15 protein-coding genes, 1 pseudogene and 1 riboswitch are annotated in these 12,877 nt (G+C 30.3%); of the genes and pseudogenes, 6 read left to right on the top strand and 10 right to left on the bottom strand.

Annotation, left to right across the window (positions count from 1 at the left end; genetic code table 11):
• The first annotated feature begins 26 nt into the window (after positions 1-26).
• Positions 27-2,078 (top strand): TonB-dependent receptor domain-containing protein, encoded by a 2,052-nt coding sequence (locus AJ884_RS06050; RefSeq protein WP_070233436.1) that lies wholly within the window; start codon positions 27-29, stop codon positions 2,076-2,078.
• Between the two features lie 82 nt (positions 2,079-2,160).
• A complete protein-coding gene (locus AJ884_RS06045) occupies positions 2,161-2,757 on the top strand; it encodes an NUDIX domain-containing protein (RefSeq protein ID WP_070233369.1) in 597 nt (198 codons plus the stop codon).
• Positions 2,758-2,788: 31 nt separating this feature from the next.
• Here AJ884_RS06045 and AJ884_RS10305 read toward each other — a convergent pair whose 3' ends face one another.
• The 4 genes and pseudogenes from AJ884_RS10305 to rpmB all read right to left on the bottom strand — a co-directional run bounded on the left by AJ884_RS10305 (position 2,789) and on the right by rpmB (position 4,490).
• Complete coding sequence (locus AJ884_RS10305) at positions 2,789-3,223, bottom strand: CZB domain-containing protein (protein ID WP_373604568.1); 435 nt, start codon at positions 3,221-3,223, stop codon at positions 2,789-2,791.
• A pseudogene (locus AJ884_RS10300) lies at positions 3,221-3,475 on the bottom strand (methyl-accepting chemotaxis protein); the annotation flags it as partial. The pseudogene AJ884_RS10300 and the gene AJ884_RS10305, both read right to left, overlap by 3 nt.
• A gap of 420 nt (positions 3,476-3,895) precedes the next feature.
• Complete coding sequence (locus AJ884_RS06035; RefSeq protein WP_002855201.1) at positions 3,896-4,111, bottom strand: YdcH family protein; 216 nt, start codon at positions 4,109-4,111, stop codon at positions 3,896-3,898.
• Positions 4,112-4,295: 184 nt separating this feature from the next.
• On the bottom strand, positions 4,296-4,490 hold the full coding sequence (gene rpmB, locus AJ884_RS06030) for a 50S ribosomal protein L28 (RefSeq protein ID WP_002854974.1): 195 nt from the start codon (positions 4,488-4,490) through the stop codon (positions 4,296-4,298).
• Between the two features lie 139 nt (positions 4,491-4,629).
• Here rpmB and rpe point away from each other — a divergent pair, with 139 nt between their 5' ends.
• The 3 genes from rpe (at position 4,630) to thiC (ending at position 7,510) form a co-directional block, all read left to right on the top strand.
• Positions 4,630-5,277 (top strand): ribulose-phosphate 3-epimerase, encoded by a 648-nt coding sequence (rpe, locus tag AJ884_RS06025; protein WP_070233370.1) that lies wholly within the window; start codon positions 4,630-4,632, stop codon positions 5,275-5,277.
• Positions 5,274-6,035, top strand: a complete 762-nt coding sequence (locus tag AJ884_RS06020; RefSeq protein WP_070233371.1) for a 3'-5' exonuclease — start codon at positions 5,274-5,276, stop codon at positions 6,033-6,035. Before rpe ends, AJ884_RS06020 begins: the two co-directional genes overlap by 4 nt.
• A gap of 21 nt (positions 6,036-6,056) precedes the next feature.
• Positions 6,057-6,161: riboswitch (TPP riboswitch) on the top strand.
• A 56-nt stretch (positions 6,162-6,217) separates the two neighbouring features.
• On the top strand, positions 6,218-7,510 hold the full coding sequence (thiC, locus tag AJ884_RS06015) for a phosphomethylpyrimidine synthase ThiC (protein ID WP_070233372.1): 1,293 nt from the start codon (positions 6,218-6,220) through the stop codon (positions 7,508-7,510).
• Here the strand turns inward: thiC and AJ884_RS06010 are convergent.
• Genes AJ884_RS06010 through AJ884_RS05985 form a run of 6 tightly spaced genes read right to left on the bottom strand, consistent with a single transcriptional unit; the run spans position 7,502 to position 11,648 of the window.
• Positions 7,502-8,020: a hypothetical protein gene (locus tag AJ884_RS06010; protein WP_044779804.1), complete on the bottom strand. Its 519-nt coding sequence runs from the start codon at positions 8,018-8,020 to the stop codon at positions 7,502-7,504. The two genes, thiC and AJ884_RS06010, sit on opposite strands and share 9 nt — an antisense overlap.
• The gene (locus tag AJ884_RS06005) at positions 8,010-8,537 is read right to left on the bottom strand and encodes a hypothetical protein (protein ID WP_070233373.1); all 528 of its coding nucleotides are present in this window, start codon (positions 8,535-8,537) and stop codon (positions 8,010-8,012) included. Before AJ884_RS06005 ends, AJ884_RS06010 begins: the two co-directional genes overlap by 11 nt.
• On the bottom strand, positions 8,534-9,493 hold the full coding sequence (locus AJ884_RS06000) for a hypothetical protein (protein ID WP_044778822.1): 960 nt from the start codon (positions 9,491-9,493) through the stop codon (positions 8,534-8,536). Before AJ884_RS06000 ends, AJ884_RS06005 begins: the two co-directional genes overlap by 4 nt.
• Position 9,494: 1 nt before the next feature.
• Positions 9,495-10,124, bottom strand: a complete 630-nt coding sequence (locus AJ884_RS05995; RefSeq protein ID WP_044778821.1) for a lysophospholipid acyltransferase family protein — start codon at positions 10,122-10,124, stop codon at positions 9,495-9,497.
• Positions 10,108-11,409 carry a tRNA (N6-isopentenyl adenosine(37)-C2)-methylthiotransferase MiaB gene (gene miaB / locus AJ884_RS05990; protein WP_044778820.1) on the bottom strand — a complete coding sequence of 434 codons (1,302 nt, stop codon included), beginning with the start codon at positions 11,407-11,409 and terminating at the stop codon, positions 10,108-10,110. Before miaB ends, AJ884_RS05995 begins: the two co-directional genes overlap by 17 nt.
• Positions 11,406-11,648 carry an HP0268 family nuclease gene (locus tag AJ884_RS05985; protein ID WP_002851103.1) on the bottom strand — a complete coding sequence of 81 codons (243 nt, stop codon included), beginning with the start codon at positions 11,646-11,648 and terminating at the stop codon, positions 11,406-11,408. The genes miaB and AJ884_RS05985 overlap by 4 nt, the downstream gene beginning before the upstream one ends.
• A gap of 127 nt (positions 11,649-11,775) precedes the next feature.
• Here AJ884_RS05985 and nusA point away from each other — a divergent pair, with 127 nt between their 5' ends.
• Entirely contained in the window at positions 11,776-12,864 is a 1,089-nt protein-coding gene (nusA, locus tag AJ884_RS05980) for a transcription termination factor NusA (RefSeq protein WP_002859895.1), read from the top strand.
• The last annotated feature ends 13 nt before the right edge of the window (positions 12,865-12,877 follow it).

The following is a 12,877-nucleotide window of genomic DNA, read 5'->3' as shown; positions in this document are numbered from 1 at the left end:
GAATTAATTTGACTCAAATTAAAAATATGAAATTTAAAAAAAGTTTACTGTGTTTTTTAATTTTATCTGGAGCTTTGTTAAAAGCAGAAGAAAAATATCAACTTAATGATGTTGTGGTTAGTGCTAGTGGTTTTGAACAAGATTTGGTTGATGCGCCTGCTAGTATTTCTATCATTACAAAAGAAGAGCTTGAAAAAAAGCCAATTAAGGATATAGGGGAGGCTATAGGAGATATTCCAGGTGTAGATGTGACTATGAATAAAACAGGCACTTATGATTTTAGCATACGAGGTTTTGGTAGTTCTTATACTCTAGTTTTAATTGATGGAAAACGTCAAAGTGTTGCAAATGGGTTTTATGATAATGGTTTTAGTGGCAGTGAGTCAGGATATCTACCACCTTTGTCTATGATAGAGCGTATTGAGGTTATACGTGGTCCAGCTTCTACACTTTATGGCAGTGATGCTGTAGGTGGTGTGATAAATATTATCACTAAGAAAAATCCTGATAAGACTGAGGCAAATATAGAATTTAACACTCTTTTACAACAGCACTCTAATCACTATGGCAATGCTGGGGGATTTAATGCTTATGTGGCAACTCCTTTGATTGAAGATACATTATCAATTTCTGCAAGGTTGAAGTATTATGATAAGGCAACTTCTGATTTAAAATGGCCTACACCGGTTTGGAATAGTAGTCAACAAAGACCTGATAATTATCAAATTGCTAGTCATAGTCCAGGTGCTTTTACTAGTTTAGGTTTTGGTTCTAGGCTTAATTGGACAGTAAATGATAAAAATAATATATATTTTGATATAGAACGATATATTAATGAAATTTCAGTGAATTCTACAAGTAGTAGGGCTATTAAAAGCGAAAGACAACTTTTTAAGGATAATATTGTTTTAAATCATGATGGTAACTATGATTTTGGTTCAACTAACTCATATTTACAATATGGTAGTACTAAGGATAAAGAATTACATAGTCAAATTTGGGTAGGAGAAGGTAAGGTTGTTTTACCTTGGAATTTAGGTCAGTACGGTAATTTAGTAAATACCTTTGGTGTAAGGATTGATTATGAGATGTTAAAAAATGATCAAGCAAGCGCAGGTAGTCAAATAAGAGGTAAAAATCTTGATCAAACCACGGTTGCGCTTTATGGGGAAAATGAGTATTTTATAACAGATGATTTGATTTTTACTACAGGTTTACGTTATATTTATAGCGATTTGTTTGATTCTGAATTTACGCCTAGGGTTTATTTGGTTTATCGCTTAAATGATAATATAGCCTTTAAAGGAGGTGTTTCAAAAGGCTATAAAACTCCTGCTGCTAAGGAGTTGACAAATGGATATTATAATTATAGCAATGACAATGCTTATTTTGGAAACCCTGACTTAAAACCAGAAGAAAGTATAAATTATGAATTGGGTGTTGATTTTAGGATATTTGATTTTGCACATTATTCTATCACAGGATTTATTACTGATTTTACAAATCAAATCAGTAGTGAAGATTTAACAGGTCTATTAAATGGTATTAATTGCGATGATAATACTTGTACGCGTCCTATTAATCTTGGAAAAACACAGACTAAAGGTGTAGAATTTGCATTTAATACCAAAACTTACAATGGCTTTAGCCTAAATTCAAGTTATACTTTTATGGATAATCACTACAAAGATGGTCAAAAAAATTGGTTTGGTGGTGATAGAATAGAAAATTTACCAAGGCATATAGCAATGTTAAAATTAAACTATGAGCGAGGTAAATTTAGTTCCTATATAAAAACACGAGCAAGACTTGATACTATAGCTAAAGCAAAAGGTGGCGGTAATGGTAGTCTGCCATGGCAAAAATATAAGCCTTTTTATATAGTAGATTTAGTGATAAATTATAAAATTAATAAGCAATCTAGCTTAAGTTTTGCAGTACAAAATCTTTTTGATAAAAATTTCTTTGATCCGCAAGTTACTAAATGGGATGGGGCTAATCCTGCTGGATATGCAAATCGTTATCAAGACTATACAGAAGGAAGGAGTTTTTGGTTGAGTTATAAATATGATTTTTAATTTTTTAAGGCTTTAATCATCTTTATATTTTCAAAAAAGCAAAAATAAAGTACAATGTGAAAAATAAATAAAAGGTTTTATTATGGCGTTTAAAAATTTAAAAGAACTTTCTTTTGAAAAATCAAATTATATTAAGCCTAAGAGATTTGCTTATGAAAGTAATGGTAAGTTTTGTACTTGGGATTTTATAGAATCTAAAGATAGTGTTTCAGTGCTTTTGTATCATAAAGAATTAGAAAGTTTTATTTTTGTACGCCAATTTCGCATACCACTTTGGTATCATCAAATGCATGATAAAGATTATGTAAAAGATGATAATATGGGCTATACTATAGAGCTTTGTTCAGGACTTGTAGATAAAAAATTATCTTTAGAGGAAATAGCAAAAGAAGAATGTATAGAAGAACTAGGGTATGCTCCTAGAAATTTAGAAAAAATAGGAGATTTTTATATAGGGTTTGGTTCAGGTGTAAGCAAGCAAAGCTTTTATTTCGCAGAAGTTGATGAAAAAGATAAAATTTCTTCTGGAGGTGGAGTTGGTGATGAAGAGATTGAAGCTGTTTATGTTAAGGTGCAGGATTTTGAAAAAAAATGTAAAAATATGATAAGAACGCCTTTGCTTGATTTTGCTTATATGTGGTTTTTAAAGGAAAAGTGGGGAAAATTAAAGATTATTTAGGTTAAACCTTAAAAAGGTTCAACCTAGGATTTTAATGATCTGACTCATCAAGCATTTCTTTAAATACATTGAAAAGATCAAGCGATGCATTTTCAGCAACTTCACATTTATTAATTATGCTGTGTTGAGTAATATCTTTGCTAATATCTTCTGTATTTGCTATTGTTATAGCATTATTCATATTTTCATGAACTTTTTCATGTGGCTCGTTAATTTTTAAGAAGCTTTTATTTTGTCCAAATCTTTCTTTTCCTGTGCTAGCAAGCCATTTTCCTAAGCGACAAGATGTATGATCGGCTAATTGCTTTCCTGATTTGGAAAAAATTTCTTTATAAGCATTTAGTTTAAAAGCTATATGATCTAATTTTGCTAAAGATACGAAAGCTTCTGAAGCGATACCAACTGCATTTGAATTGGTAGAATGCGCTTCATTTACTAAGTGAGTAAATTTTTCGGAAAAACTCATAATATGAGCATTAGAATCTATAGAAATTTTTTCAACTTGCTCACTTTGAGTATACATTTCATTTGCATTTTGCTTTAGAAGGTTGATATTCATTTCAACTTCTGTGGTTGCTTTTTGTGTTTTTTCAGCTAGTTTTCTTACTTCATCGGCAACAACAGCAAAACCACGCCCATGTTCACCTGCGCGTGCAGCTTCTATAGCAGCGTTAAGAGCTAAAAGATTGGTTTGATCGGAAACATCTTTAATTAGATTAATTACATTAGTAATTTCATCCACACTTCTATGTAATGTTCCTGCAACATCTCTTGTTTTATTGGCTGATTCTGTAATATCCCCTAAGGAAGCATTGATAGAATTAGCAATATGGTTAAGTTCATCCATTTCAGCAAGAGAAGTTTTAGAATAGCTAGAGATAACTTCTGCCTTATTTACATTTTCTAACATATCGCCTTGAACAATAGTAATATTTTTTAAAACCCCAGTTAATAAAACATTTAAAAGATCTGTTTTAAGTTTAGACTCTAAAGCCGCTTGTTCTAATGATGTAATTTTATTTTTTAATTCTAAATTTTCCGATTGAAATTTTTCAATTTTATGTGCAAGATTTTTATTTTCTTCTTCAAGTTTTTGAAGATCAGAATGGTTTATTTTACTTCCAAACATTGTTTTGCCTTATTTTTTATAATTTGCTAGATATTGGCTAAGTTCATCTTTTACATGAAGCTTTTCTTTTTTTAAGGTTGAAATTTCCATGCTGCTAAGAGAAGTTCTACCTTCTTCTGCATCTTTAATCATGTCATCAAGTTCATTATGACGATCAAATAGTTTATCAAAATGAGCATCTTTACCTTTTAGCTCTGACATTAATTCTCTATATTCATGTAGCATAAACTCTCCTTGTATTAGTGAAATTTAAAATTCATTTAATAAGGTATTTTACACTATTAAAAGATATTTTTGGCTTAAAAAATAATAAACTTAATAATAATTTTTAAATGTGTGTTATATAAGTGATTTATTAAATTTTATTTTTAAATTTGAAATATTAAAATTGAGGAATAAATCCTCAAAATTATTTAGAATTTTGTTTTTTTAGAGTTCTCAGAGTAGAAGCTGCAATTCTCATTTTTCTCGTGGTGCCATCTTCTAAAGTTACACGAACTGTTCTGAGATTAGGTAAAAAGCGTCTTTTTGTTTTATTGTTAGCATGGCTGACATTATTACCCACCATTGGACCCTTGCCTGTGATTTGACATACTCTTGCCATTTTCTTGTCCTTATGAAAATTTTTAAATGGAGATTTTATCAAAATTAAGCTTAAAATATTCCATAATTTATAGTTTTTTTAATATATAAGTCGATAAAATATTATTTATCACATTTATATATAGTTTAAGGTTTTGATCATGTATGTAGCTCCAAGTTTATTGTCTGCAAATTTTTTGAAATTAGAAGAAGAAGTTAAAGCTATTGAAGCTGCAGGTGCGGATCTTTTGCATATTGATGTAATGGATGGACACTTTGTTCCAAATTTGACTTTCGGACCTTGCGTGATTGAAAAAATTTCAACTATTAGTAAGTTGCCATTAGATGTGCATTTGATGGTTAAAGATGTAAGTAAATTTATAGATCTTTTTATCCCTTTGAAACCAAAATTTATTTCTTTTCATATGGAAAGCGAAGTTCATCCTATAAGACTTTGTGAATATATAAGAAGTCAAGGAATCCATCCTGCTATTGTTTTAAATCCACACACTTCTATTGATTCTATTAAACACATGCTAGAATTTGTAGATATGGTACTTTTAATGAGTGTTAATCCTGGGTTTGGTGGGCAAAAATTTTTACCTTTAGTACATGAAAAAATCAAAGAATTGCGCCAAATGATTGATAAAAAAAATGCTAAAGTTTTTATAGAGGTTGATGGTGGTGTTAATGGTTTAAATGCTAGCGATTTAGAAGAGTCCGGAGCTGATATTTTGGTGGCTGGAAGTTATATTTTTTCTTCTAATGATTATAAAACTGCAATTTCATCTTTAAAGCTTGAATTTTGAGTTTACAGCAAATTGATCAGATTATTTCTATATTAAATAAGCAAAGCAAGCCTTATGATTGGGTGATGCAAGAGTTTGCCAAAGTTGAAGAATTAAAAAATTTTAATTTAGATTTAGAAACTTTTGAGCTTTTGGGTTTGGGCTTAACTTTGAATAAAGATAATATTTTTACCCTTAAAACACGCACAACAAAAATTAAAGATGAAATTTTTTGTATAGTAGATATAGAAAGTACTGGTGGGGTAAGTAAGGGAGAAATTTTAGAAATTGGAGCGGTTAAAATTCAAAACTCTAAAGAAATTGGACGCTTTCAAAGTTTTATTAAAGTAAAAGAAATTCCAGAAAATATAACCGAACTTACGGGTATTATTTATGAGATGGTGGAAAATGCTCCAAGTTTAGCAAAGGTTTTAAGTGATTTTAGGCTTTTTTTAAAAGACAGTATTTTTGTAGCGCATAATGTGCGTTTTGATTATAGTTTTATTTCTAAGGCTTTAAATGAGTGTGGTTTTGGCATTTTGCTTAATCGTCGTATTTGCACTATAGAATTTGCACAATGTTGTATAGAAAGTCCAAAATATAAACTAGAGGTTTTGAAAGAATTTCTTGGCGTGGAAAATACGCATCATAGGGCCTTAGATGATGCTTTGGCAGCTACTGAAATTTTTAAATATTGCCTTGGAAAACTTCCTTATCATATAAAAACTACAGAAGAACTTATAAATTTTACAAAAACTGCACGCATAAAGCAAAAATAAATATTTAAAGTGTATAATTAAAACATAAATGACGGGAGCTTGTGTAACAGGCTGAGAGTAAGCTAAAAGCTTAGACCGAACCGGATCTGGATAATGCCAGCGTCGGGAAGATTTATAAATTTCAATACTTTAAAAATTTATACTCACCCTTCATTTATCCAAATTTTTTAAAGGATAAATTTATGAAAACTCAAATGAATTATGCCAAAGAAGGTGTTTTTACTAAAGAAATGCAGATTGTTGCACAAAAAGAAAATTTAAGTAAAGATTTTTTGCTTGAAAATATTGCTTGCGGTAAAATTATTATCCCTGCAAATATTAATCATAATAGTCTTGATCCAAATGGTATAGGTTTTGGATTGCGTACTAAGGTTAATGTAAATTTAGGAGTTTCAAATGATTGTGTTGATTATAGCGAGGAAATGAAAAAAGTAGAGCTTGCTCATAAATTTGACATAGAAGCGATTATGGACTTAAGCAATTATGGCAAAACAAGTCGTTTTAGAGATGAGCTTGTTAATGTTTCAAAAGCTATGATAGGAACAGTTCCTGTATATGATGCAGTAGGATTTTTAGAAAAAGATTTAAAACAAATTAATGCCAAAGACTTTTTAGATGTTGTATATCATCATGCTAAAAGTGGGGTTGATTTTATGACAATTCATGCAGGTATTAATTCTCGCGCAGCGCATATTTTTAAACAAAGTAAAAGACTTACAAATATAGTTTCAAGAGGAGGCTCTGTGCTTTATGCTTGGATGATGATGAAAGATGCTGAAAATCCTTTTTTTGAGTATTATGATGATTTGCTTGACATTTGTTTAAAATACGATGTAACTTTATCTTTGGGCGATGCTTTGCGTCCTGGCTCTACTCACGATGCAAGTGATGGGGCGCAAATTTCAGAACTTATAGAATTATCATTCCTTACTCAAAGGGCTTGGGATGTTGGGGTTCAAGTAATGATAGAAGGTCCAGGGCATATGGCTATTAATGAAATAGAGGCAAATATGCAATTAGAAAAGCGTTTATGCAAAGGAGCGCCTTTTTATGTCTTAGGACCTTTGGTAACAGATATTGGCGCAGGGTATGATCATATTAGTGGTGCTATTGGAGGAGCTGTGGCTGCAGCTAGCGGTGCTGATATGCTGTGTTATGTAACACCTGCTGAACACTTAAGACTTCCAAATTTAGAAGATGTTAGAGAGGGTATAGTTGCGACTAAAATTGCAGCTCATGCGGGAGATATAGCTAAACTTCCAAAAGAAAGAGCAAGAGATGATGAGATGAGTAAGGCTAGGCAAGAGATAGATTGGGAGAAAATGTTTAAACTTGCTATTGATGGAGAAAAGGCCAAAAAAATGTTTAATGAGCGTCGTCCTGATGATTTAAACTCATGTTCCATGTGTGGAAAAATGTGTGCAATGAATACTATGAATCAAATTTTAAAAGGCGAAGATGTGAGTTTAGCTTGAATAAACTTTGAGAGTAAGATCTATAGAGATACCTTGCTCTCCTGCTTTAAGATTAAGTGGATAATCAAGCTTGATTAAGTTATTATAGTTTTTTAGAGCATCAATAAAATCATAAAGCCTTCTAGGATTGTTCATTGTCGCTTTAATGGCTAAGCGGTTTTTTAGATATTTTTCTTGTTTTTCGGGCTTAGTTTCTTGAATTTTTACATTTTGAAAATATTTTTGTAAAAAAGTATCAAAATTTCCTATATTAAAATTTTGCTCAAATTGCTCTAAACTTTTGTTGTTTTCGCTTCTTAGAGTTGATATTTTATCTTCACTAAAGTCAAATTTTGATTTAGCGGCTTTTAAGATAGCAAGTTGTGAGTTTTCTCTAAGATTTGCTTGTTTGTAATTTTTTAATGTCGGTAAAAGTAAAAATAAGATCAAGGCTGTGCAAACGCTTATAAAACTTAACGCGCAAATGATAAGCTTTAATAAATCAATTTCTTCTAGGCTTTTATCTTTCATCTGCAACTCCTGGAATTTGTTTACTAATACTAACAAAACGATACCACCCATTATCTAAGCGATAATAGGTTGTATAGCTTTGATCAAAGATGCTTTTTAAAGGGGTTTCTAAAAGTAGAGTAAACATTTCTCTTGTAGGAGTGACTCCGATAAGTTTTAAGGAATATTCGTCTTGTTCAACACTTTCAAGAGTAATATTATCAGTTTTTACAATAATATCAAATAGATTTCTTAAGCTTTCTTTAATAATTTGATTTTGAGTGTTAAAATTTTTCGCTATTTGGCTTTGATCAAATAAAATTTCATAAAGCATTTCATTTTGCTTAGTTTGATTTTGAAGCACTATAACTTGTTGTTTTTCATCATCGATAGAGCTATTGATTAATGCAATTTTTATTGTATATGTAAAATATACTAGCAAGATAAATAATATACTAAAACCAAAAAGTCCTAGCCAAATTTTATCAAAGAGTGTGAAAATAGGTTTTTTTCTTGGCTGTATGAAGCTATAACTCATTTAAGCTCCTTTCGCATCAATTCTATCATAAGATCTAAGGTGTTGATTTGTTTTGTTTTTATCTCTAAAAAAGTTTCACTTTCTAAAAAATCAATAGCACTTATGTTAATATCTGATTCGCTATATAATAAAATACCATTGATAAATACCCCAGCATATTTATCATCATTATAAAATTTTTCAATGCTCGTAATAATATAACGGCAAAGTTCCATATCATTGCTAAATTGATTTAATTCATCAAGATTAAAATTATCATTATTATCTAAAGTTTCAAGATTATTTTCTTGATCAAGTAGGTCAAATTTATTATTTAAGGCTTCATTGAAGTTATCTAAGGTAACTTCAGTATCATCGTTGTTGTTTTCAATTTCTTGATTATCTTCTGATGGAAGTTCAAGCTCTAAACCTAATTCTTGCTCAAATATTTTAAAATCACCGTATAAGATAGTATTGCCTTTAGCAACAATAATTGCCAAAAGATGTCCTTGCTTAAATCCATAAAGTAAGATTTGATCATCAGGCTGTTTTTCTTTTTGTATATTGTAGTAAAGAAGAGCAAAAGGGGAATATAAAAAATCTAAACCTCTATATTCTTCAAAAAGCTCGCTATAATATTCCACATGTTCGGTAGCTGTATAAACAAGGGCATTATTAAACAAAATATGCTGTAAGCTGATTTTTCCTATATTAAAGTGCTCACAATCTTGAATATTTGTACTAGGTATTAATCCTTGTTCTTTGGCGTCTAAAAATAAAGCAGTGTGGTAAAATAAGAAATGTTTGCTTAAATTTTTTATGTATTCTAATAAATTTTCACTTTTATCAAAAGTTTTTTCATTGCTACTGATTAGTTTACTTCCTCTATAAATAGAAGCTTTCACAATATTTTTTTTATCTTCTAAAATAATACTAATAAAAAGTTGTGGAAATATTTTTTTAAGTAAAAACAACATTTCATTCCTTAAATTGATCAGCTAAGCTAATTTTATCAAATTGTTCCATTAGAAATTCTTTAGCTTTTTCTTTATCTAAAGATAAAATATCCAAAGGTTCACTTAGACTATAAGTAATCTTACTAAAAGGTTTTGGCAAGATCATCTTATCCCAACTTTTAAATTCCCAAAAACGATTTGCTTCATAGTTTAAAATTCTTATCTTTAGTCCTTTTTTTTGAGCTAAAATGATGGAACCATCTGAAATACTATGATAAGGCCCTCGTGGACCATCGGGCGTGATAACTATATCGTCATTTTGTTCTAAAACTTTAAATGCAGCTCTAAGTGCACCGCTAGCACCCCTTGAAGTGCTTCCTCTTACGGTATCAAGACCGAAAAGCTTGATGATTTTTGCAATTTGTTCTCCATCTTTATGGTGAGAGATCATGACATAGGCTTTTTTATTTTTTTGTCTATAATGTCTAAACGCAAAAGGCATGAGTGCTAATTTTCCATGCCAAAAAAGTATCACACCAGCTTTACGGTCAACTTTTTCACCTTTATAGTGCTTTTTACAGCTTAAAAAAATAAGCCATTGCAAGATGAAAATTATATATGTTAAGCAATGGATTTTAAACGATTTCCCCATATAAAACCATACGCTTTGCATTAGTGATTTTTACTTCTTTAAATTGCCCTAAAAGTTCTTCGCTACCTTCAACTTGAACTAAAAAATTATTATCTGTTCTTCCAGCAATGCTATTGCCTGCTCTTAATTCTTCAAATAAAACTTTAAAAGTTTTATTTTCTTGTTTTTTTACAATTTCATCTAAAATTTCACTATGACGATTTTGTAAGGTGCTAAGTCTTCTTGAAGCTGTTTCTTCATCGATTTGATTAGGCATGGTTGCGGCTTTTGTTAAAGGGCGTTTGGAGTATTTAAAAGAAAAAATTTGTTCAAAACGCACTTTTTCCAAAACATCCATAGTTTCTTCAAAATCTTTTTCACTTTCCCCTGGAAAAGCTACAATAATGTCTGTAGAAATGCTAACATTTGGACAAAGTTCTCTAAGTTTTAAAGCTCTATTTAAATACCATTCTTTAGTATAGCCACGCTTCATAGCTTTTAAAATTTCACTTGAGCCGCTTTGTAAAGGCATGTGCATGGATTTGCAAACTTTTGGATTATTGGCAAAAACTTCTAAAAATTTATCATCCATATGCAAAGGATGTGGACTTGTAAAGCGAATGCGTTCCAAACCTTCTATAGTGCTAAGTTCTTCTAAAAGATCTGAAAAGTCCATTTTTTTATGTTCGTTTCTAAATCTTTTGCCGTAGTTATTGACATTTTGTCCTAGCAAGAAAATCTCTTTAGTGCCTTTTTCAACGGCTTTTTGAGCTTCTTTGTAGATGATGTTAAAAGGTATGGAAATTTCATCTCCTCTAGTATGTGGCACTATACAATAAGTGCAGTGTTTATCACAACCTATGGAGATATTAATATAGGATTTATAAATACTATTTCTAAAATCTGCAAAAGCAAATTCACTTTCATCATAGTCTATGTCCACCCCCATAAATTTTGGAGTTTTTATAGCTTGAGTGATTTTGGAAATATTTCTTGCCCCTAGAACAAAATCCACATAAGGAGCACGTTTGAAAATTTCATTTCCCAAATGTGATGCAGTGCATCCACAAACTCCTATTTTAGCACCTTCTTTTTTAACTTTTTCAAAGCCACCCACTTCTGAGAAAAGTTTATGCACAGGTTTTTCACGCACTGAACAAGTATTAATAAGAATAAGATCTGCTTCTTTGATATCTTCTGTTAGTGCGTAATTTTCTTTTTGTGTTAATTCTGCGATCATATGCTCAGAATCTCTGACATTCATCGCACAACCTAAAGTTTGGATAAAAAGTTTTTTAGCACTCAAAGAATATGTACCTCATACATAAAATCATTATCATCAAGTCCGTATTTTACGGTTCTATGATAAATGCTTACTCCTTTTTTTTCAAAATGATTTACAAGGGCAATGAGTTGTTTGTGTGTATTATCTTTATCAAAATAAAAAAACTTTTGTCCTTCTTTTTCTATAGCCTCTTCGATTTTTTCTAGGCTAATATTTTTAGGTTTTTCATTAATCAAAGTTCTTGCCAATTTTAATTCCATAGCTAAATCCTTAAGAATTTTCATTTTAATCTGTAATTTTAGCAAATTTTACTTTTAATTAAACTTATTAAGGATATAATTTTTACCTACATTATTTAAATTTCCCACAAAAAAGGTTTTATAAAATATGGAAAAGATAGCAGATATTATCGAATCTATTGCTAATGAAAAAAATTTAAACTTAGAGAATGTAAGAGAAAAGGTAGCTACCGCTTTAATCAATACTGCAAAAAGAATTTATGGACAAGAATATGAGTTTTTTGTGGATCCTAAAAATTTAAATCTTTATCAAAAAATTACCATAGTAGCAGATAATGACGAGAGATTACAAAATAAAAGTGAGAGTTTTATCGCGTTAAGTAAGGCAAAATCAGAAGCTCCAGATGTTGAAATAGGAGATGAATTAACCTATGAATGTTCTTTGGAAAATTTAGGAAGAACTGCGGTAAATACCTTGCATAAAGAACTTGAATATCATATACAAAAATTATTAGAACAAACTATTTTTGAAAAATATAAAAACAAAGTAGGGCAAATGGTTTTTGGTACAGTTGTTAGAGTGGATAATGAAGAAAATACTTTTATTGAAATAGATGAATTAAGAGCTTTTTTACCAAGAAAAAATCGCATTAAAGGGGAAAAGTTTAAAATAGGTGATGTGGTAAAAGCTGTGATACGCCGTGTTTATACAGATAAGGGTATTAAAATCGAGCTTAGTCGTACAAGTCCTAAATTTTTAGAATGTTTACTTGAAGCTGAGGTTCCAGAAATCAAAGATGGTTATGTCAATATTATAGGATGTGCTAGAATTCCAGGTGAAAGAGCAAAAATCATTCTTCAGGCCAATGGAGCAAATATCGATCCTGTAGGTGCTACAGTAGGTGTTAAAGGTGTAAGAATTAATGCAGTAAGCAAAGAGCTTCATAATGAAAATATTGATTGTATAGAATTTACAAATGAGAGTGAAATTTTAATTTCTCGTGCCTTGGCTCCTGCTATTGTAAATTCTGTGAAAATTGAAGATAAAAAAGCTATTGTAAGTTTAAATAGCGAACAAAAAAGTAAAGCTATAGGAAAAAATGGTATTAATATTCGCCTTGCTTCTATGTTAAGTGGTTATGAAATAGAGCTCAATGAATTAAGCTCATCGCAGCTAAATAATGCCATCAGCAATGAAGAAGCAATGAAAAATCTTCAAGATTTATTTAAAATTTAAAATATTTGTGAAT

The sequence above is a fragment of the Campylobacter sp. BCW_6463 genome (assembly GCF_001762785.1).
GTDB lineage: Bacteria > Campylobacterota > Campylobacteria > Campylobacterales > Campylobacteraceae > Campylobacter_D > Campylobacter_D jejuni.
The sequence above is the reverse complement of the archived record's forward strand: the minus strand, read 5'-3'. Positions and strand labels throughout refer to the sequence as shown.

Excerpts from the sequence above, each read along its gene's own strand:
- AJ884_RS06010 (WP_044779804.1), bottom strand. The coding sequence starts at position 8,020 with ATGAAAGATAAAAGCCTAGAAGAAATTGATTTATTAAAGCTTATCATT.
- rpmB (WP_002854974.1), bottom strand. The coding sequence starts at position 4,490 with ATGGCAAGAGTATGTCAAATCACAGGCAAGGGTCCAATGGTGGGTAAT.
- AJ884_RS06050 (WP_070233436.1), top strand. The coding sequence starts at position 27 with ATGAAATTTAAAAAAAGTTTACTGTGTTTTTTAATTTTATCTGGAGCT.
- AJ884_RS05995 (WP_044778821.1), bottom strand. The coding sequence starts at position 10,124 with ATGGGGAAATCGTTTAAAATCCATTGCTTAACATATATAATTTTCATC.
- AJ884_RS10305 (WP_373604568.1), bottom strand. The coding sequence starts at position 3,223 with ATGAGTTTTTCCGAAAAATTTACTCACTTAGTAAATGAAGCGCATTCT.
- AJ884_RS06045 (WP_070233369.1), top strand. The coding sequence starts at position 2,161 with ATGGCGTTTAAAAATTTAAAAGAACTTTCTTTTGAAAAATCAAATTAT.
- rpe (WP_070233370.1), top strand. The coding sequence starts at position 4,630 with ATGTATGTAGCTCCAAGTTTATTGTCTGCAAATTTTTTGAAATTAGAA.
- AJ884_RS06000 (WP_044778822.1), bottom strand. The coding sequence starts at position 9,493 with ATGTTGTTTTTACTTAAAAAAATATTTCCACAACTTTTTATTAGTATT.
- AJ884_RS06035 (WP_002855201.1), bottom strand. The coding sequence starts at position 4,111 with ATGCTACATGAATATAGAGAATTAATGTCAGAGCTAAAAGGTAAAGAT.
- thiC (WP_070233372.1), top strand. The coding sequence starts at position 6,218 with ATGAAAACTCAAATGAATTATGCCAAAGAAGGTGTTTTTACTAAAGAA.
- nusA (WP_002859895.1), top strand. The coding sequence starts at position 11,776 with ATGGAAAAGATAGCAGATATTATCGAATCTATTGCTAATGAAAAAAAT.
- AJ884_RS06005 (WP_070233373.1), bottom strand. The coding sequence starts at position 8,537 with ATGAGTTATAGCTTCATACAGCCAAGAAAAAAACCTATTTTCACACTC.
- AJ884_RS05985 (WP_002851103.1), bottom strand. The coding sequence starts at position 11,648 with ATGGAATTAAAATTGGCAAGAACTTTGATTAATGAAAAACCTAAAAAT.